This is a genomic window from Macrococcus animalis (genome assembly GCF_047425875.1).
GTDB lineage: Bacteria > Bacillota > Bacilli > Staphylococcales > Staphylococcaceae > Macrococcoides > Macrococcoides animalis.
This window is the reverse complement of record NZ_CP179727.1, coordinates 2,075,605-2,097,284: the sequence shown is the minus strand read 5'-3', so window position 1 is coordinate 2,097,284 and position 21,680 is coordinate 2,075,605. Positions and strand designations below refer to the sequence as shown.

Sequence of the window (21,680 nt, the reverse complement as noted above, 5' to 3'; positions counted from 1 at the left end):
ACACCTCTATGATTTAACGCCTGACTGTAATGCATACATTTTAGCATATACATCACCTTGGCGTACTAATACATCATGTGTACCACGTTCTATGATTTCACCCTTATCTAAGACGATAATTTCATCGGCATGTTTAATAGTGGATAATCGATGAGCAATAATGAAAGTTGTACGTCCTTCTTTAAGAACATCCATTGCTTGTTGAATAACTGCTTCAGTTTCACTATCTATACTTGCTGTTGCTTCATCTAAAATTAATATTTTGGGATTAAACGCTAATGCTCTCGCAAATGATATCAACTGACGTTGGCCACTTGATAGTGTAGACCCTCTTTCAACAACTTCCGTATCAATCCCTTTTTCTAGGGATTGCAGTACTCTGAATCCACCTACACGTTCAAGTGCATCAACAGCCATTTTACGAGAAATACGAGGATCATTTAAAGTAATATTAGAAAGTATTGTACCTGAATATAAGTAAGGGTCTTGTAATACTATACCCATATGCTTACGCATTGATTGTTTAGTAACAGTTGTAGTATCCACCCCATCAATTGTTACGCGACCCGTCGTAGGATCATAAAATCGAAACAATAAATTCATAATCGAACTTTTTCCAGAGCCTGTGTGACCAACTAATCCAATTGTTTCTCCTGGCAAGGCATCAATATTGATGTGTTTTAACACGAGCTCGTCTGGGTCATAACCAAACGACACATCATCAAATTTAACATGCCCTAAACAATTATCTAGCATATTATCTTCTTGTATTTCAGTTTCTTCATCCATCATTTCAAATACACGATTACTTGAAACTCGCGCTTGTTCTAATACACTTAACTGGTTCACCATATTAAACATTGGATTAAATAAACGCGTTAAATAATCTACTAAAATATACATCATACCTGCTGTTAAAGTTGCTTCATCACTTAAAAAAGATTGTCCAAAGATATAAATCATAACTAAAAATACGAACGAACGAATCGTTCCCATTAAGTTATGGCTTGTTAAAGAGTCGAGTTGAATAATTTTACTATAATTCTTTAAATATTCATCATTCAATTCATTAAACTCTCTTTGAATCTTTTCTTCTTGGTTAAAGGCTTGAATAATTGTCATTCCATTAATAGATTCATTTAACATCGCATTCATATCACTATTACGTTCACGAACAACGTTATTATATTGATCACTTATCTTTCTATAAATTAATAACCAACCAAATAAAAGGGGTACTACGATTAATGCAAGGAGTCCAACTTTCATATTAAAGTAAAAAATAACTGCGATGATACCGACAATGTTAGTAATTCCTGCTATATAAGTAGGTAACATCATGGTAAATAATTCTAAAATCGTCTGTGTATCATTTGTAATACGCGCTACTACTTTACCCGCTGGTAAATTATCAAAAAATTTGATTGGTAATTTTTGAATATGACTGAATAAATTTGTTCTTAAATGCTTAATTACATTTGAACCTGCTGTTTGAAAATAAATTGTCTGATAATAACTCAATACTGCATATATAATTGCAATTAAGAAATACACGGCTAACAGTAAAAATATTGGCGTCATATTAATAGTACCTTCACTCGCAGTTTTAATATAGTGATCAATTATATACATGCCAATAACAGGTCCTATCAATTCCATAATCACAGAAAAGAATAAAATAATAAATCCTATGATAAACAATGTACTTTCTTTTTTCGCTTCTAAATATAAACGTTTCGTTGTCGACATTTAAGAAACACCTCCTAACTGTTGACGTTCAAATTGTGACTTGTACCATCCTGCTTGTTGTATCAGTGCGTCATGTGTACCACGCTCAACAATTTCTCCACGATCTAACACGACGATTATGTCAGCATGTTGCACTGCAGATAATCTATGTGTTGATATAATAGTTGTTTTTCCACGACGAGACTTTTGAATATTATCAATGATTGCTGTTTCTGTTTTTGCGTCAACTGCGCTTAGTGAATCATCTAATATTAATATATCAGGATTTTTAATCATTGCGCGCGCAATTGAAATACGTTGTTTTTGGCCACCTGAGATAGCAATACCTTTCTCTCCGACTAATGTTTCTAAACCTTGAGGTAATCTCTCTACGTCTTTGGTAAAGTTTGCTAATCGAATCGACTCTTTAATTTCGTCATCTGTAGCATCTTGTTTACCAAACTTGATATTTTCTTTGACGCTTCTTGAGAACAGAATATTTTCTTGTGACACGTAACCAATTTTATTTCTTACTTCAGCTTTCGATAAATCTTTCACACTTAATTCACCAATCTTAATATTTCCATGTCCCATAGGGTATTCTTTTAAGATTTGCTTAATTAAAGTTGTTTTACCGCTACCAGTCGGCCCAACGATACCCAGTGTTTCGCCAACTTTAATCTCTATTGAAATATCTTTTAAATTCTCCTCTTCACTCGATGGGTATTTAAATGTAACAGCATCAAATGCCACATGATGATCTTTTGGTACGTGGGTATCAACTGGATCTTGCATGACGTCTTCGGCGTTTAACGTATCCATTACACGGTCTAAAGATGCATTACCTCGCTGCATAATATTAAATAATAAACCAATTGCAAACATTGGCCAAACAAGCATATTTAAATATACATTAAAGGCAATTAATTCACCTACTGTAATTTCGCCTTGATTGACTAAATAACTTCCATAACCTAAACCAATCATGAAGCTTAAAGAAGTTACGATAATCGTGATCGGTTTAAATAATGCATCTAACTTTTCAACATGTATAAACTTATTTACGACATCTGTTGTCATATGTTTAAAATGAATATCAAGTTGATCTTCCTGCGCAAAAGCTCGAGTGACGCGCACACCTTCTATCGATTCTAAAACACTATCATTCATATCACCAAATGCATCTTGACTTACTGTATAACGCTCATGAATCATTTTCCCTAAACGTTGTTCGATATATGCTAAAAACGGTAATGGAATTAATGCTGCTAGCGTTAGTTTCCATGATATTGCTATCGCCATTGTTGCAATAATAGTAATCATATATGTTGTACTATCAATAAGCGTTAATATACCAAAACCAACTGTTTGGCGAATTGCACTTAAATCATTTGTGGCTTTAGCCATTAAATCTCCAGTTCGATTCTTCTCATAAAAACTTGGGCTCATCGTTAAAAACTTCGCCATAATCTTCTTACGCATCATACTCTCTAATATTTGAGAACCATTAAATAATAAATAACGCCATAAATAGTTAATTAAATAGCTCAAAATAAGTGTCACTAAAAATACAATCAGTATCCAGTTAAACTTATCTTCTGATAAAGACTTTAAATTCACAAAATCAATTGTCTTACCAATTAACCACGGCGGGATAATTTCAGTTACATTCGCACAAAGGAGTAATACAACCGCAAATATATATCTCTTTTTCTCCTGTTTAAAGAACCAACCTAATTTAAATAAAACGTCTAACATGTCACACACTCCTTTTTCACTCATAAAAAAATACACACACTCATATCATGAGCATGTGCACATTTCTTAGAGTGGGATAAACTCCCACAAACAATAAAATAAATTCAATGCATCATCACAAACATTACAAATGTTAACTGAATATGCTATGGAAAATTATTTATTCGTATGCAGGAGGAAAATATAAATTTGTTGATAATAAGTCATACTGTCGTAAGTTGTTCATTGTATTTTCCTCCTTCCTTTTAATAGTTGTTTTAATCATAAATTAATCTTCTGAAAATTTCAATAGTTCAAATAAATAAATTTCGTTTTTCGAAGAACTTTTACATTATATTTACAATTATCTAATAATCCGCTTGATAATAAATATCAAACTTATTACGATCCACTTGTATAAGACGTCTCAAATCCTTATGGAGTTGATTAATATATTCAAAATAGATATATCCATAATCATAACTACCAAAGAAAGGACCATAATAGACTGGTAATACTTTCTCCGCAACCTTGGAATTCATTCGAATTGCATTAACTTTAAATATTAAGTTCGATATATCTTCGTCCGTAATTTCAATGCTACATGGATTATCTAATTGATACTTACTATCAAAGTAGCCGTGTAGTGCATTGAATTTCCTAAAATAAGAAAACTCAATCATTTCATGTGTCTCTTTTTCCTTCAAATAAATATACATATCTAAACCCACTATAACTGCCCCCTTTCTTTGATACTGATAAATTCTCCATCACCAATAATAATGTGATCTAACAAACTAATCCCTACTAATTCACCAACATTCACTAAACGACGCGTTGCCTCCAAATCTTCATAACTCGGTTCAGCACAACCAGATGGATGGTTATGCACTGCTATAATATTTGCCGCACTTCGCTTAATTGCTTCTCGAAATATTTCTCTTGGATGCACAATAGAGGCATTTAAGGAGCCGATAAAGGCTGTATGCTCATGAATAACAATATTTTTAGTGTTTAACATTAATATTATAAAATGTTCTTGCGTTAAATAACGCATACGTTCCATCAATAAATCAGATACACATTGAGGTGATTTTATTCGAAATTTTTCTTCCAATGAATGCGTATGCATACGTTGTGCAAGTTCAATCACTGCTAAAATTGTTGCTGCTTTTTTATCACCAATCCCTTTAATACAGGTTAATTCTTGGAGAGTTAAATATCGTAAATCTTTAATACTATCTACTTGGTTTAATATATTATCAGATAACTGATATACCGATTTATCACGCACACCACTGCCAATAATTAATGACAATAATTCTTGATTCGTTAGCTTATCCGGCCCATAAATCATTAGACGTTCACGTGGTTTATCTATATCTAACGCAAATTCTATCATTAAATAAATCCTCCAAAATATATTTTATTAATCTCATCATAAAGTACAATTACAACAAAATATGCTGATGTAATAAATGGTACGAGTGGCATTCTTTTTAGGGCAGTCTTATAACTCAAGAAAATGATACAGGCGATACCACCAATTAAATAAGTTACAAAAAATAAAGCAATAAAAAATGGAATGGGTAAAAACAGAAGAAGTATCGACAATAATTTAATATCACCATAGCCAATACTTTTTGTAAGAAAGAAAAATAAATGTAGTAAAATGAATATCATAATTTTATTGAATATAATTGTAAAATCAAATGCAATATTATTAAAAGAATCAATAAAATAAATCGTCGATAATATTTGTAGTAATAAAATTAACATAAAGTTTGGTATCATAAGATATTGTGTATCATAAATTGCAAGTGGAATTAGTATGACAGCTATCGCACTTAATACTGTAATATCAAGCACTTGATTAAAACTAATTAAAAATATAGCAGCACCAGTAGTCACTTCACTAATAAGATATTTGCTACTTAATTTAGTATTACAGTAACGACAACGCCCTCCCATAAAAATAAAAGATAAAATCGGTATTAAATCACGCCAACTAAGTATATGCTTACAATAATCGCAATGTGATTTTCGAAGTAAACTAGATGACTCAAATGTTAGACATAACATAAAAGAACCTACTATTGCTCCTAGCATAAAATAAATCATTAAAATATCCTCCTCGACATTGATAAGTATCCTCCTTTCACTTATATCACCCAGACTATATAACAAGAATAAATTGTTGTAAAAACGCAACAATTTAATTTTGGAATTATTTCTAATACAGAAATCAATATAAAAAGTCTCAAAAACAAAATACTGCATTAATATCTTGCAGTATTTTAATTTTGAGACTTTTTTTGAATCTAGTAAAGATATGTGTACAGGATCAGACTTGACAGACAAATTACAACCCATATCAGTGATATCTTCCATACAAATTTCAACCATCTTGAATAAGGAATACCTGCTACAGCCAATAATCCCATTAAAGAAGCGGACGTTGGAATAATATTATTACTAATAGCATCACCATATTGAAAAGCAAGCACAGCTACTTGACGATTGATGTCCAGTAAATCACTTATCGGTACCATAATTGGCATTGTGGTCATCGCTTGGCCAGAACCTGATGGGATAAAGAAATTCAGTACTAGTTGCGTAAAAAACATCGCGATAACTGAGAAACCAGCCGGTAAATGATCAATAAAGTCAGTCATATAAAAAACAATCGTATCAATAATTTTGCCAGATGTTAATATAACTACTATTGCCTTTGCAAAACCAACAATAATCGCTCCAAATAAAATATCCTTCATACCTTCGAGTAATGCATCAAATGTACCGTTTATCCCCAATCCACCTATAAGGCCTGCGATAATACCCATTAATAAAAAGTTTGCGCTCATTTGCGATAAGAACCATTCATATTTAAAAATACCAAAAACATTTATGACAATTGTAAGCGTAAGTATTAATAATATTAACGCATGTCGCTTTCTAAAAGAATCAAACTTCGTATCCATAACATCATCACTCATCGTACTACGCTCATCGACATTAATATCAAATAATAAACTTTTGCTCGGATCTTGCTTTACCTTTTTCGCATACACCATAACATAAATAATACCTGTAATTAGAACGAGCAAATATACGATTGTTCTAAATCCCCACCCTGAGAATAATCTTACTTCAGCAATCTTTTGAGCTATTCCTACAGTGAAGGGATTAATCATTCCACCCAAGAATCCTATTCCTGCCCCAAGTGCAATCATACTAGCCCCAACCATTGCGTCATACCCAAGTGCTGTTGCAAGTGCAATACCAATAGGTACGAATATTATCGTTTCTTCACTCAGCCCAATTGAAAACCCTAAAATACTAAATACAATCATAGTAATAGGTATTAACCATCTACCTTGTTTTCCAATTCGGTTCATTAAAGAATTTACACCTGTGGTTATTGCATCTGTTCTATGTATTACACCGAAAGCACCACCAACGATAAAAATATAAAATATGATTTCAGCACCTTCTATCAAACCTTGTGGTACCGACCTAAAAATATCAATCGGTTGTACTGGTGACTGTTTTACTTCGTGATAAGATCCATTAATTACAATATTTTGTTTATCAACTACTTTTCGATCAAACTCACCTGCCGGAATCAAATAAGTCATCACAGCAGCGAAACATACAATCAATAATAATAAAAAGTACGTATGCGGCATTTTCATTTTTTTCTCCATAACATTTCCTCCTTTTCATTTCTTTTCCCTAATATTCTGAAAATTCACTAAAAAAAACAAAGAATCTGAATTATATTTCAGATTCTTTGTTTAACAGTATATTTACTTTAGATTTTTAAGTTTATCTTTTACAGAACTTATAAAATAGAGACTACCAGTAACGAGTAATACATCACCTTCATAAGATTTAATAAAATCTGTATAGTTTTTAATTTTAATTTTCTTTTTGTGCTCAACACTTTCATAAATCGTATCTATTGGTAAAGCTTTCGGAAAATCAAATGAAGTCACATAAAATGAATCAGCAATTTCTTCAAGTGACTTTAACATTCTGCCAATAGGTTTCCCATCAATTGCTGAGAATAACACATCAATCTGACGATCTTGATAATAACTTTGCATCGTTTCTACGAGTACATCGATGGATTCTTTGTTATGAGCCCCATCCAAGATGATAGTAGGATGTTCTTGTATTTTTTCAATTCGTCCTGTCCAAGTTGTGTTCTCAATCGCATCTATCATTTTATTAAAATTCAACAATATCATGCCACGATCAAACATTTCTAATAATGTTGCTATCGCAAGTGACGCATTCTCTTGCTGATGTGTCCCTATCATTTTGAGTTCAATATTTTCTAATTCATATTCTTTATATCTAAAGGTAAATTCTTTACCATTCGATACACATTGAATATCTCTATTCAACTTAATACCCTTAGCGTGTTTTTCTTCTACTACGGAATTAATATAAGATTTAGCTTCATCATTTTTAACTGCAAAGATTAATGGGACTCCTGTCTTAATAACCCCAGATTTTTCCTTCGCAATATCCAAATAAGAGTCTCCAATAATATTAGTATGATCGAGTCCAATACTCGTTAATATTGTCATAATCGGCATAAACACATTAGTCGAATCGTTTTTAGCACCAAGACCTGCTTCAACTATAACAAAATCAACCGGGTGAAGTTGCCCAAAATAAACGAACATCATCATCGTGATGATTTCAAATTCAGTCGCAACACCCAAATCAGTTTCTTCATCTAACATTTCACTCACCGGTTTAACGATACTTACTAATTCAACAATTTCATCATTCGTTATAGGCATACCATTTAAGCTAATACGTTCATTAAAAGTTTCAATGTAAGGTGACGTGAACGTCCCAACAGTATAGTTATTAACCATTAATGCATCTTTTAAATAACTCACTGTAGATCCTTTACCATTCGTACCCACAACATGAATCCCGTTGATCTTACGCTCTGGATGATCTAATCGTTCAAGCATCCATTCCATACGCTTAATTCCAGGCTTAATACCAAACTTATAACGTTCATGAATCCAATACAAACTCTCTAAATAATTCATATGATTACTTCCCGTTCAATTGATTTAATCGTGCTTGAACACTTTCATATTTTTCTGTATAAAGTGCTTGTTTTTCTTTTTCTTCATTAATAATTTTTTCTGGTGCTTTAGAAACAAATTTTTCATTACTTAGTTTTTTATTTACACGCTCAAGTTCAGAAGCCCATTTTGTTAATTCTTTCTCAAGACGTTCAATTTCTTTTGCCATATCAATTAAACCTTCAAGTGGTAATACTACGAGACCACCTGTTACAGCTGTTGTCATTACTTCTTCAGGTATTTCAATATCTGTTTTAATCGTTAATTCACTAGGATTACAGAAACGTTCAATAAATGGTCGTTCATTTTTAAGACGTAAAGCGATATTATCATTATTAGTTTTAATCATCATTGGGATCTGTTTACTCATAGGTGTATTCACTTGGCTACGTGTATTACGAACAGCACGAATGATTTCCATTAACTGTTCCATGTCTTTCTTACTTTCTAAATTCGATAATTCCGGACGAGCTACTGGCCAGCTAGCAGTAACGATAGAATCACCTTCTACCGGTAAGTTTTGCCATATACTTTCAGTAACGAAAGGCATAAATGGATGCAACATTCTCATAATTGCATCTAACGTATACGCTAATATCGAACGTGTCATTTGCTTAGCAGCTTCATCTTCACCGTTCATTGGTATTTTACTCATCTCAATATACCAGTCACAGAACTCATCCCAAATGAAATTATAAAGTACACGACCTACTTCACCAAACTCATATTTATCTGCTAATCGGGTCACTTCTTCTATCGTTTCATTCAAACGTGTTAATATCCATTCATCTGCTAATGATTTTTTACCTTCTAAGTTAATATCACTTGCCTTAAATTCTTCACCAATGTTCATCAAACTGAAACGCGATGCATTCCAAATCTTATTGATAAAGTTCCAAGTTGCTTCAATCTTTTCAGTAGAGTAACGTAAATCTTGACCTGGCGTAGAGCCCGTTGCTAAGAAATAACGCAAGCTATCGGCACCATATTGTTCAATAACATCCATTGGATCAACACCATTACCTAATGATTTACTCATTTTACGACCATCTTCTGCGCGTACTAAACCGTGAATTAGTACTTCATTAAATGGTTTAGTGTCAGTAAACTCAATTCCTTGGAAAATCATACGTGCCACCCAGAAGAATATAATATCGTAACCTGTTACAAGTACATTTGTTGGGTAAAAACGTTTAAAGTCATCTGCATCAACATTTGGCCAACCTAAAGTTGAGAATGGCCATAATGCACTTGAGAACCAGGTATCTAAAACATCTTCGTCTTGCGTCCAATTTTCGATATCTTCAGGAGCATTTTTACCTACATATAATTCACCCGTTTCTTTATGGTACCATGCCGGTATTTGATGTCCCCACCATAATTGACGAGATATACACCAGTCATGAATCCCTTCCATCCAACGATTGAATGTCCCTTCAAAACGAGGTGGTACGAAATCTATTTTTTCATCTGTTTTTTGGAAATCCAACGCTTGTTCAGCTAATGGTGCCATTTTTACGAACCATTGTTTAGAAAGGTAAGGTTCAACAATTGCGCCACTTCGTTCACTATGCCCTACTTGATGCATATGTTTCTCAATCTTAATCATCAGACCCGCTGCTTCTAAATCCTTCACTAAGGCTTTACGGCATTCAAAACGGTCCATTCCTGTATATTTACCAGCTAAATCATTCATAGTGCCGTCTTCATTCATCACATTTATACGCTCTAAGTTATGACGGTTTCCAATTTCAAAGTCATTTGGATCATGTGCTGGTGTAACTTTCATTGCTCCACTACCGAAGTACATTTCAACGTAGTCATCCCCTAAAATCGGCAACTCACGTTCTAAGATAGGTAAGATGACTTTTTTACCGATAACCGCTTTGTATCGTTCATCTTCTGGATGCACTACGACTGCAGTATCCCCTAATAATGTTTCTGGACGCGTCGTTGCAATCTCAATATAACCATCACCTTTTGCAAAGGGATATTTGATATGATAGAAAGCGCCTTCAACTTCTTCATGTATTACTTCGATATCACTTAAAGCCGTACGTGCTACTGGATCCCAGTTAATAATACGCTCCCCACGATAAATAAGACCTTTTTCGTACATCTTAATGAAAACTTCTTTTACAGCCTCACTTAGTCCTTCATCTAATGTGAATCGTTCTCGCGAATAGTCTAATCCTAAACCTAGTTTTGCCCATTGATCACGGATAAATCCTGCATATTCTTCTTTCCATTCCATTGTATGTTCTAAAAATTTCGCGCGACCAATATCATGACGTGATATGCCATCTTCACGTAACTTTGCTTCTACCTTTGCCTGCGTTGCAATACCCGCATGATCCATCCCAGGTAAATATAATGTATTATAGCCTTGCATACGTTTCATACGCGTAATAATATCTTGTAATGTTGTATCCCAAGCATGTCCAATATGTAGCTTCCCAGTTACGTTGGGTGGTGGAATTACAATTGTAAATGGCTTTTTATGATCGTCTTCCGTTGCTTGAAATAAGCCTTTATCTAACCATTCTTGGTAACGTCCTTGTTCTACTTGTTGTGGATTATATTTAGTATCCATCGCAATTCCTCCAAATAATATTTATTTCCTTAATCATTCCTACAAAAAAATCCCGTCCTATAACAATAGGACGGGATGACCGTGGTACCACCTAAATTCAGCTTACGCTGCACTCAATTCGATTATCGCTCGATTCACGTGTATATCTACTGAATAGTACTTCAATATACATTTCATGTCAGGCTACCTTCGTTTAACTTCAATATGCATTCACACCAAACATGCACTCTCTAGAATATCCATTAAATTACTCTTCCTGTAGGAATATTTAATTAAGATTATTGTATAAGATTATACTTACACTGTCAATGCGCACTACTTAACCGCAGATTTTGTACGATGGTTTAAATACCATGCCATTATGGGTGCAACGACAAGCAATATTAAGAAGATTCTAAAGATATGATAACTTGAAATCATTGCGACATTGGCACCTGTTTCAAGTGCTACAATGATAATTTGTGCCATACCTCCTGGTGCAGCACTTAAAAATACATCATTGAAATTATGATGTGTAACAACATTTAATATTATACTTAATCCAATTGCACATAAAATAAGCAATACATTTTGAACGAATATTCCTATGAATAAGCTTCTATTAACTTGGCTTGACAAATCATACATTTGAAGTCCAATACGTACTCCAAATAATATTTGTGCAAAATTTATAAGTGGCATAGGTATCGTAAAGTTCATACCTGTGATTAAATTCCAAGTTAATATTGCAAATGTTGGACCAAGCATATCAGGAACTGGAAAATGAATCATCTTTAAAAAATATATACTGATTGCTATCATCACAATAATTAATAAAATTTGTTGGAAATTTAATATTTCAGAAATATCTTTCGCTTTATTTAATTTGTAAAACATATGCTCCTCTGAAGTTATACTTGAGATAAATGGCACTATCATTATGACAAATAATAAGCGGGATGTTTGCGCTAACGTAACAACTAATATATTTGCACGGTTGTTCTCTTCTGCCATTACTATCATCTGATTTAATGCCCCTGGTATCGATGCAAGTAACGCAGTTTCAGTCGTGCAACCTACAATTTTTTTAAATAAAAATGATATAGCCACTGCACTTATGATTATCATCACACTTAAAAAAACTACAGACCAAAAATCACTCACGATATCCCCTAATATTTCTTTCGTAAAGGATACACCGATTTGTGCTCCTAATATGTATAAACCAATATCCCCAATCCATTTTGGCCATTGATATTCTAGCTCAGTATATTTTTTTAATACTATAGCAGCAAGTATCGGTCCAAATAACCAGGGTAGTATTAAACCGACAATATCCAGTAAGTATCCAATAATAATACTGACAACAAATAATATAATATAATTCATATAATACACATCCAATTAACTTGTTATTACTAACTATAAATCAATTTAAACAAGAAATCATGAAACACGCTTAAACACAAAAAATAGGACTCATTTGAGTCCTATCTTATATTTATTATTATGATGCTAAATCAAAGTTTGTGATTGTAGCAAGGTCAAACTTCTTGATTGATGCTTCTTCAGTTGTTTCAGCATCTTCTTCTGTAGTATCAGCATCTTCAGTAGTTTCTACTTCTTCAGTTGTTGCTTCTTCAGTTGTTGCTTTTTCATCGTCTTTTTTATCATTACATAACCCCATAATTAGTGGAATTGCTAATAGTAATAATAATAAAGGAATTAACCAAGCCCAAGGTCCTTTTTTCTTTGGTTCTCTTTCGATGTGGTCATGACGTACATGGTCGCGTTCTTCAACTACAACCTTGTCATGATGATCACCTTCACGTACTTTACGGCCATCTTTATATGTATCGCCGTCCGCTTGATGCGTAACGTGTGTGTTGTTGCGATTCGTTTCCGAATTGTAAATTACATCTCTGTCTTGATTGTTTTTGTTGTTATCGTTTCTATTGTTTGTCATGATAACTACCTCCACTTTTTTGTTTTGTAATTGAAAATTAATTACATAAGTAAGATAGCCTTAAAAACTCATATATAAACATTTTATATGCAAATAATTTTAATTACTTGATTAAAACCCTGTTATTACGGCATTTATAATATGTTAAAAATTAAAATTAAAATTCTCACAAGACGTCCTCGATAGTAATGTTTCATTGTTTTCAATATTTTATATGATACAACTTAATTGTAAATAAAATTTAAATGCAAAAAAACAACACTCAAATTAACATAAAATGAGCGTTGTTGTGAAGTTGATTTAGTTATTTATTTTTAATCTTTGTTAATGACATATCAAAAGCATTTAATGTATTGGCAATATCATCTTGAGTATGTTTCGTTGACATAAACATACCTTCAAATTGTGAAGGTGGCAAGAATACACCATTATTTGCCATTTCTTTATACATGGCAGCAAATAATTTCAAATCAGACTTAGAGGCAATTTCAAAGTTCGTTACTTCTTCTTCATTTAAGAAATAACCAATCATACTACCAGCACGATTTACCGTAATTGGCACATTATGTTTACCAAACACATCGTATAATCCTTTTTCTAATTGATCGCCTAACTGATTAAAGTGAACATAACTTTCTTTCGTTAATTGACTTAAAGTATAGTATCCACCAGTCATAGCTAACGGATTGCCACTTAATGTTCCTGCTTGATAAATACTTCCTGCCGGGGCAATTTGCTCCATAATTTCACGTTTACCACCGAAAGCACCTACTGGTAAACCACCACCAATGACTTTACCTAGACACGTTAAGTCAGGTGTTACACCAAAGTAACCTTGTGCACAGTTATAATCTACACGAAATCCTGTCATTACTTCGTCAAAGATTAATAATGCACCATATTCAGTCGTAATATCACGTAAACCTTCTAAGAAGCCTTTAACTGGTGGAACAACACCCATATTACCAGCGACTGGTTCCACTATAATACATGCGATATCATCACCGTATTTTTCAAATGCAACTTGTACAGCTGCTAAATCATTGTAATGTACAGTAATTGTGTTTTCAGCTGTTCCTTTTGGTACCCCAGGTGAATCTGGTAATCCCAGTGTCGCTACTCCTGAACCTGCTTTTATCAACAATGAATCACTATGCCCATGGTAACATCCGATGAATTTTAATATTTTATTTTTTCCAGTAAAACCTCGTGCTAATCTTAATGCTGCTAATGTCGCTTCAGTACCACTCGAAACCATGCGGACCATTTCAACTGAAGGTACACGCTCAATTACAAGTTTCGCCATTTCATTCTCTAAAGTTGTTGGTGCACCGAAACTACTTCCTTTTAAAATTGCATTTTGTAATTCGTTCGTAACTTTCTCATCTGCATGACCTAAAATCAGTGGTCCCCAACTTAACACATAATCGATATATTCGTTGCCGTCTATATCGAAAATTTTTGAACCCTTTCCATGGTCCATAAATATTGGATCCATGTCTACACTTTTAAACGCACGTACTGGACTGTTAACCCCACCTGGCATTAAATCAATAGCTTCACTAAAAGCAGCTTGTGATTTTGAATAATTCATTTTAGTAGTCTCCTTTATCTAGGTAATGACAAATATCTTTAGCAAAGTAAGTAATAATCATATCTGCTCCTGCACGTTTCATTGAAATCATTTGTTCCATTACTATACGTTCTTCATCAATCCAACCATTTGCTGCTGCAGCTTTCGTCATTGAGAATTCACCACTTACGTTATATGCAACAATCGGCAAATTACTATTATTACGGACATCACGAATAATATCTAAGTAACTCAAAGCAGGTTTAACAATCATCATATCGCAACCTTCTTTTTCATCACTTTCAAGCTCACGTAATGCTTCTAATCTGTTTGCAGGATCCATTTGATACGTCTTTCGATCACCATGACTAGGTGCACTTTCAGCTGCGTCACGGAATGGACCATAAAATGCTGAAGCATATTTAATACCATAACTCATAATTGGTACATTTAAGAAACCAGCTTCATCTAATCCCTTACGTATCTCAGAAACAAAACCGTCCATCATATTACTTGGGGCGATAATATCAGCACCAGCCTTAGCTTGTGACACTGCAGTTTTAACTAATAGTGGTAGCGTTTCGTCATTGATTACATCATGCGTATGCTCATCAAGCACGCCACAGTGTCCGTGGTCTGTGTATTCACATAAGCAGGTATCAGCCAAAATCAATAAATCTGGATATAAAGATTTTGCTAAACGTGTTGCTTTTTGTATGACACCCTCGTCATCAAATGCACCTGTGCCACATTCATCTTTATTGTTTGGAATACCGAAGAACATAATTGCGCGTATACCTAAGTCATATGTATTTTTAATTTCTTCCTCAACGATATTTAAACTCCATTGATAAATACTAGGCATAGAAGGAATCTCTTTTTTTACATCATCCTTTTCCACAACAAATATTGGATATATTAAATCTCTCTTCTTTACACTCGTTTCACGTACCATGTTTCTCATATTAATTGAAGAACGTAATCTTCTATGTCTATCAAAACTCATGTTTAGTCACCTTTTCTTTCTCTATTGTTAATATACTTTCAATCATACTCTCTTTTGTCTCAAGTGGACTCACATAATGCTCAATGCCAATTTCTGCTAATGCGTGACTTGTTACATGCCCAATTGCCATTATCGAAACATCTTTATGCCAATTATAACAACGGTAAGCCTCTACACTAGATGGCGACATAAATGTAATCCAATTAACTTCACCGTTTGTAATCATCGATGCAGCTTTTAATATATTCACTTTATTAGATACAGGGGCGTACAAATCAATTCTATCGACATTTGCACTTCTTTTCAATGCATTAAACATCTTTGGACGTGCATTTCGCGATACAGGTAAACATACACTCAAACCATCAAATCTATTATTCATTTCTTTAATGAAACATTCCTGATTAAATGCAGAAGGTACAAAGTCTACAAAATATCCCATTTGCTCAAGGTATTCTTTCGTTTTACTCCCGATTGCAGCTATTTTATCATACTGAGTCTGAGGATAATTCTTAAAAAAGATATCTACTGCATTTTTGCTCGTAAAAATAAGCCAATCATAATGAGAACGAATAGTTTGTATAGGTAGGGTACGAATCCCAATAAACGGAAGATGTAAAATCTTCACACGCTCATCCATATACGGTTTACTATCTGTCATCAATACAATTGGCTTCATTTTAACCATCCTCTAATTTGATTTTGGTGTATTGTTTAATGTTTCAATAATCTTTTGGGCACCACTTTGATGCATACTTTTTGCAACTTTAGCACCTAAATGAACAGGGTCTGTTCCACGTTCAGTCACTTTATACTTTTCCTTACCATCAGTAGACATGATTAGTCCAGTAAACTCAATTTCATCTTTTTTCATAATAGCATGACCTGCAATTGGAACTTGACAACTACCATCCATTAACTTTAAGAACTCGCGTTCAGCCTGAGTACATACTTCAGTTTCGCTATTATGTACAGTTGCTAATAATGATAACGTTTCTAAATCATCTATACGACACTCAATACCTAACGCGCCTTGTCCAATCGCTGGTAACATCAATTCTGGTTCTAAATACTCTGTAACTATATCCTCGCCCCAACCCATTCTGTTCAGTCCTGCTGCTGCTAATATAATTGCATCAAAGTTTTCTGTTTCAAGCTTCTTAAGTCGTGTATCAATATTTCCACGAATCCATTCGATATTGAGATGTGGATATTGATTTAAAATCTGTGCACCACGACGTAAAGAACTTGTTCCAATAACTGAGCCTTCCTTTAAATCAGCTAACTTCACATGTCCTTTCGAAATGAATGCATCTCGAGGATCTTCTCGGTCAGGAATACATCCAAGTGTTAAACCTTCCGGCAATACACTTGGCACGTCTTTTAGTGAATGTATTGCGAAATCTATTTCTTTATTATAGAGTGCCGCCTCGATTTCTTTCACAAATAAACCTTTACCTCCCACTTTTGAGAGTTGTACGTTAACGATTTGATCCCCTTTTGTCACAATCTCCTTAATTTCAATTTCAACACCTGGATTATTAGCTTTTAAGCTTTCTATAAATTGTTTACTTTGTGTCAGTGCAAGTTGACTTCGACGTGATCCGACGATAAATTTTTTCATAATAGCCTCCAAAGATTAGTAAAATAACTGATGGAATCCTGAAAAACGAGAAACGATTATATAATTTATGAGTAATAATAAAAATAAAATAATATTAACATCCATTAATTTGTGCATCATTAGCTTGTTTTTCTGATGTAAATAAATATATATACAATAACCTGTTAAAAGTAATAATGAGCCGAGTACTTTTGAATCTAACCAAATTGAATTTCCTTCAAATGTTATACCCCAGTAAATCCCTAAAATCAAAGAAATCATTAGCATTACACAACCAATAATCGAAAATATTTGCACGAATTTACCTAAGCTTTCTAAATCACTAATTCTAAAAAATTTATGGTTAAATTTCTTTTTTTTCAATTGATACATTTGCAATAAATATAATACTGCATGCAATGCTGCAATCAAAAACATCACGTAAGACACAATCGCGAGCGTTACATGTATCCATAACAATTCATTCATCATATGCGAAACAGTTGTGCCTGTTGATAAATCAAGTGGTTGAAAGGTATGTATCATCATAAAAATGAATCCAATTAAATTCATTAAGAAGATAAAGAACTCCGTTTGTATCACTTTAGATAATATTAATGATAACAAAATAATAAGCCAAGTAAAAAAATAAAAACCTTCATTTATAGTTTCGATTGGTATTCGTCCCACAAACAATATAAATAACACTATTGAAATAGACTGTAAAACAAAGACACCGAGTAACAACATATGTCCATATTGCTTTAATCTCGGTGACTTTTGAACAAAATCAAAGAAATAACAAGCAATACTTATCATATATAGAATAAGTATTGCTTCGTGTAAACGCATTAATAATAGTTCATTCATAATATCACCTAATATTTAGGACTTAAATTAAAACTCTCTTCTGCACGATGAACCATTGGTACATTTTTATTAATACTATCAACCTCGTTTGAAATATTAAAGATATCTTGGAAAAATTGAAGTTCGGCTTCACGATTTTCAGATCCACTAATTTCTTTCGCTTGAGAGATAGGATCTTTTAACATTTGATTTATGATACTCTTCATATGCTTAGAAATGACTTTACGCTCACGTTCTGATAAATCAGGCATTTTACGATCGATACTTTCCATTGTTGTTTCTTGAATACGTAATGCTTTCTCGCGTAAAGCCGTAATTACAGGTACAACACCCAGCATATTAATCCATGCGATAAAATCATCGACTTGCGTATCAATCATGTTTTCAATAATATTTGCTGCTTTTTGACGTTCTGCTAAGTTTGCATCAACTAATCCTTTTAAATCATCGACGTCATAATTGAAGATTAAATCTAAATCGTTAACGGCTGGATCTATATCACGCGGAACCGCAATATCAATTAAAACTAATGAGCGATTATGACGTAATTTCATTAAATCTTGCATCATCGGTTTCGTAATAATAAAGTCTTGAGCACTTGTAGATGAAATAACAATATCATTTTCGATTAATGCACATTGTAATTCTTCTATAGATTTTTGATTGCCGCCGTATTTATCTGCTAACGAAATCGCTTTTTCAGCTGTACGATTAATAACAGTAATTTCAGCAGCGCCAGAACCCACTAAATTCTCTAATGCTAATTCAGCCATTTCACCAGCACCAATAATTAATATCTTTTTATTCTCTAAAGTGCCAAGCACTTTTTTAGATAATTCAACAGCGGCATATGATACTGATACCGCTTTAGATGAAATATCCGTATCGGCATGAGCACGCTTCGCAAGCGTGATTGCATCTTTAAATAATTTATTAAAAATTGTTCCAGTTGTACCTTCAGTTTGAGCAAGTAAAAAGCTATCTCTCATTTGTCCTAGAATTTGAGTCTCACCTAAAACGATTGAGTCTAATCCTGTGATAACTTTGAATAAATGATAAATTGCTGAATTTCCAACTTTAACATCCGTAACTGACTTCACTGTATCTAATTCAACATCAAACCACTCAGATAAGAATGATTTGATATAATATCTACCTGTATGTACTTGGTCGACTACAGCATAGATTTCTGTTCTATTACATGTAGAAAGAATCACACCTTCTAACACTGATTTTTGATTGATTAACGTACTATGTGCACGTTCAATCGTATCATCTGAAAATGTAAGTTTCTCCCTTAAACTTACATCTGCTGTCTTGTGATTCACACTCACAACAACAATATGCATGTATTTCGCCCCCAAATTTTTGCCATTACTATAATTGTAACATCTATTGTAATTTTAATTTACAATATCTTAAAATACGTCACAAAAAGTTCATAATTTAATCTAGATATTTTGAAATGGCATCTAAAATCAAACCGTTTTTTTCATTACTTAAAGATGAATAGCTAATTAAAGTATCCTCTGGATCAAGATTCAAGTCTTCTTTAATGACTTTTAAATGCTTTTGAACCTTACCTTTTGGAATCTTGTCTTCTTTTGTTGCTATTACAATCGTTGGAATATTGTAATGCTTTAAGAAATCATACATTAGACGATCATCTTCACTTGGATTATGACGGATATCAACTAGTTGTATCACAACCGCTAAAGGTTCGCGTGTCGTTATATAAGTCTCAATCATTTTGCCCCAACGCTCACGTTCTGTTTTAGAAACTTTAGCATAACCGTATCCTGGTACATCAACAAACACCAGTTGATTATCTATTTTGAAGAAGTTTAGTGTTTGGGTTTTACCCGGCTTTGATGAGATACGTGCCATACTTTTACGCCCAATCATTGTATTAATGAATGATGATTTACCAACATTTGAACGTCCTGCTAATGCAACTTCTGGTAAGCCTGTTTCTGGATATTGTTCAGGTTTCACTGCACTGATTAATATTTCTACATTATTTGGATTTATATTCATGTCTTTCTCCCGTTCTTCATTTACGTCTTACTATTATACACGATTTTATAGAAAAATAATGTCTATTGAATTATAAAAATAAAAACCCGCCAAAGTGGCAGGTTTATTAAGCTGAAGTGACTGTGTCTAAAATTAGATTGTTCTCTTCATCGTACATTTCTGGTGCAACATTATCTTTAATCGCTTTTTCTGTAATGACAACACGTTTTACGTGGTCAAGTGAAGGGATGTCAAACATCACATCCATCATCGATTCTTCAATAATAGAACGTAAACCACGTGCACCTGTTTTACGTTCTATTGCAAGTTCGCTAATTGCTGTTAAAGCTTCTTCAGTGAACTCTAATTCGACTTCATCTAATGCTAGCATCTTTGTATATTGTTTAACTAACGCATTTTTAGGCTCTGTTAAGATACTCTTAAGCGCATCAACATCTAATTGTTCTAAATTTGCAACAACTGGAATACGACCGATAAACTCAGGAATTAAACCGTAACTTTGTAAATCTTCAGGTTTAATTTGTGATAATAACGTAGCATCATCAAAGTCTTTCTCTTTTATACCTGTAAATCCAATAACTTTCTCTCCTAAACGGCGTTTAATTACTTCATCTATGCCGTCAAACGCACCACCTAAAATAAATAATATGTTTGTCGTATCAATTTGAATAAACTCTTGGTTAGGATGCTTTCTACCACCTTGTGGTGGAACACTAGCAACAGTACCTTCTAAAATTTTAAGCAAAGCTTGTTGAACACCTTCACCACTTACGTCACGTGTAATCGATGTATTTTCTGATTTACGGGCAATTTTATCGATTTCATCGACATAAATAATCCCTTTTTCAGCACGTTCAATATCAAAGTCAGCAGCTTGAATTAAGCGTAACAAAATATTCTCTACATCTTCACCAACATAACCCGCTTCAGTAAGACTTGTTGCATCTGCAATCGCAAATGGGACATTTAATGAACGTGCCAATGTTTGTGCTAATAGTGTTTTACCTGAACCTGTTGGACCTATTAAAGCGATATTACTTTTTTGTAGTTCTACCTCTTCTTCATCCATTGGTTTAAATATACGTTTATAATGATTATATACAGCAACAGATAAAGCTTTCTTTGCTTTCGTCTGACCAATAACATATTCATCTAATAAAGCTAACATTTCATGTGGTTTTGGAACTTCAGTAATTTCTTCATGTTCAATCGTTTTTAATTCTTCTGCTACGATTTCAGAACATAATTCAATACATTCATTACAAATGTATACTCCACTACCCGCTACAAGTTTCTTAACTTGATCTTGATCCTTACCACAGAATGAGCATTTTAAGTTTTCTTCTTCGTTAAATTTAGACACACTTAACACCCCTATCTTTTAAAGAATATACTAAAGTTTACCACTGTTTGCAAACTTTTAATTCTGAAACTGTTTTGTTTTTGTAATCCTTTAAAATATTTGTTCATT

The 21,680-nt window shown here is 33.3% G+C and carries 18 protein-coding genes and 1 other annotated feature; all 18 genes read right to left on the bottom strand.

The window, feature by feature from the left end; translation table 11 throughout:
- Positions 1-6: 6 nt before the first annotated feature.
- The 18 genes from ACMGE9_RS11050 to clpX all read right to left on the bottom strand — a co-directional run bounded on the left by ACMGE9_RS11050 (position 7) and on the right by clpX (position 21,572).
- The gene (locus ACMGE9_RS11050) at positions 7-1,749 is read right to left on the bottom strand and encodes an ABC transporter ATP-binding protein (RefSeq protein WP_414042823.1); all 1,743 of its coding nucleotides are present in this window, start codon (positions 1,747-1,749) and stop codon (positions 7-9) included.
- Positions 1,750-3,486 carry an ABC transporter ATP-binding protein gene (locus ACMGE9_RS11045; protein ID WP_414042822.1) on the bottom strand — a complete coding sequence of 579 codons (1,737 nt, stop codon included), beginning with the start codon at positions 3,484-3,486 and terminating at the stop codon, positions 1,750-1,752. It lies immediately after the preceding gene.
- A 347-nt stretch (positions 3,487-3,833) separates the two neighbouring features.
- A complete protein-coding gene (locus ACMGE9_RS11040) occupies positions 3,834-4,196 on the bottom strand; it encodes a hypothetical protein (protein WP_414042821.1) in 363 nt (120 codons plus the stop codon).
- Positions 4,196-4,867: a RadC family protein gene (radC, locus tag ACMGE9_RS11035; RefSeq protein WP_414042820.1), complete on the bottom strand. Its 672-nt coding sequence runs from the start codon at positions 4,865-4,867 to the stop codon at positions 4,196-4,198. The genes ACMGE9_RS11040 and radC overlap by 1 nt, the downstream gene beginning before the upstream one ends.
- Positions 4,867-5,586 (bottom strand): prepilin peptidase, encoded by a 720-nt coding sequence (locus ACMGE9_RS11030; RefSeq protein ID WP_414042819.1) that lies wholly within the window; start codon positions 5,584-5,586, stop codon positions 4,867-4,869. Before ACMGE9_RS11030 ends, radC begins: the two co-directional genes overlap by 1 nt.
- 200 nt (positions 5,587-5,786) lie before the next feature.
- Entirely contained in the window at positions 5,787-7,172 is a 1,386-nt protein-coding gene (locus tag ACMGE9_RS11025; protein WP_414042818.1) for a YfcC family protein, read from the bottom strand.
- Positions 7,173-7,274: 102 nt separating this feature from the next.
- Positions 7,275-8,543 carry a bifunctional folylpolyglutamate synthase/dihydrofolate synthase gene (locus ACMGE9_RS11020; RefSeq protein ID WP_414042817.1) on the bottom strand — a complete coding sequence of 423 codons (1,269 nt, stop codon included), beginning with the start codon at positions 8,541-8,543 and terminating at the stop codon, positions 7,275-7,277.
- A gap of 4 nt (positions 8,544-8,547) precedes the next feature.
- The gene (locus ACMGE9_RS11015; RefSeq protein ID WP_414044495.1) at positions 8,548-11,181 is read right to left on the bottom strand and encodes a valine--tRNA ligase; all 2,634 of its coding nucleotides are present in this window, start codon (positions 11,179-11,181) and stop codon (positions 8,548-8,550) included.
- A 57-nt stretch (positions 11,182-11,238) separates the two neighbouring features.
- Positions 11,239-11,448 (bottom strand) — a binding site (T-box leader).
- A gap of 42 nt (positions 11,449-11,490) precedes the next feature.
- The gene (locus tag ACMGE9_RS11010) at positions 11,491-12,543 is read right to left on the bottom strand and encodes an AbrB family transcriptional regulator (RefSeq protein WP_414042816.1); all 1,053 of its coding nucleotides are present in this window, start codon (positions 12,541-12,543) and stop codon (positions 11,491-11,493) included.
- A gap of 118 nt (positions 12,544-12,661) precedes the next feature.
- Positions 12,662-13,120, bottom strand: a complete 459-nt coding sequence (locus ACMGE9_RS11005; protein ID WP_414042815.1) for a hypothetical protein — start codon at positions 13,118-13,120, stop codon at positions 12,662-12,664.
- Between the two features lie 304 nt (positions 13,121-13,424).
- A complete protein-coding gene (gene hemL / locus ACMGE9_RS11000) occupies positions 13,425-14,714 on the bottom strand; it encodes a glutamate-1-semialdehyde 2,1-aminomutase (protein WP_414042814.1) in 1,290 nt (429 codons plus the stop codon).
- A 1-nt stretch (position 14,715) separates the two neighbouring features.
- Positions 14,716-15,699, bottom strand: a complete 984-nt coding sequence (hemB, locus tag ACMGE9_RS10995) for a porphobilinogen synthase (protein ID WP_414042813.1) — start codon at positions 15,697-15,699, stop codon at positions 14,716-14,718.
- Positions 15,689-16,378 carry a uroporphyrinogen-III synthase gene (locus ACMGE9_RS10990; protein WP_414042812.1) on the bottom strand — a complete coding sequence of 230 codons (690 nt, stop codon included), beginning with the start codon at positions 16,376-16,378 and terminating at the stop codon, positions 15,689-15,691. The genes hemB and ACMGE9_RS10990 overlap by 11 nt, the downstream gene beginning before the upstream one ends.
- Positions 16,379-16,390: 12 nt before the next feature.
- On the bottom strand, positions 16,391-17,323 hold the full coding sequence (gene hemC / locus ACMGE9_RS10985; RefSeq protein ID WP_414042811.1) for a hydroxymethylbilane synthase: 933 nt from the start codon (positions 17,321-17,323) through the stop codon (positions 16,391-16,393).
- A 15-nt stretch (positions 17,324-17,338) separates the two neighbouring features.
- Positions 17,339-18,172 (bottom strand): cytochrome c biogenesis protein CcsA, encoded by an 834-nt coding sequence (ccsA, locus tag ACMGE9_RS10980; RefSeq protein WP_414042810.1) that lies wholly within the window; start codon positions 18,170-18,172, stop codon positions 17,339-17,341.
- Between the two features lie 8 nt (positions 18,173-18,180).
- A complete protein-coding gene (gene hemA, locus ACMGE9_RS10975) occupies positions 18,181-19,521 on the bottom strand; it encodes a glutamyl-tRNA reductase (protein ID WP_414042809.1) in 1,341 nt (446 codons plus the stop codon).
- Between the two features lie 97 nt (positions 19,522-19,618).
- Entirely contained in the window at positions 19,619-20,209 is a 591-nt protein-coding gene (gene yihA, locus ACMGE9_RS10970; protein ID WP_414042808.1) for a ribosome biogenesis GTP-binding protein YihA/YsxC, read from the bottom strand.
- Positions 20,210-20,315: 106 nt separating this feature from the next.
- The gene (gene clpX, locus ACMGE9_RS10965) at positions 20,316-21,572 is read right to left on the bottom strand and encodes an ATP-dependent Clp protease ATP-binding subunit ClpX (protein WP_414042807.1); all 1,257 of its coding nucleotides are present in this window, start codon (positions 21,570-21,572) and stop codon (positions 20,316-20,318) included.
- Positions 21,573-21,680 lie beyond the last annotated feature (108 nt).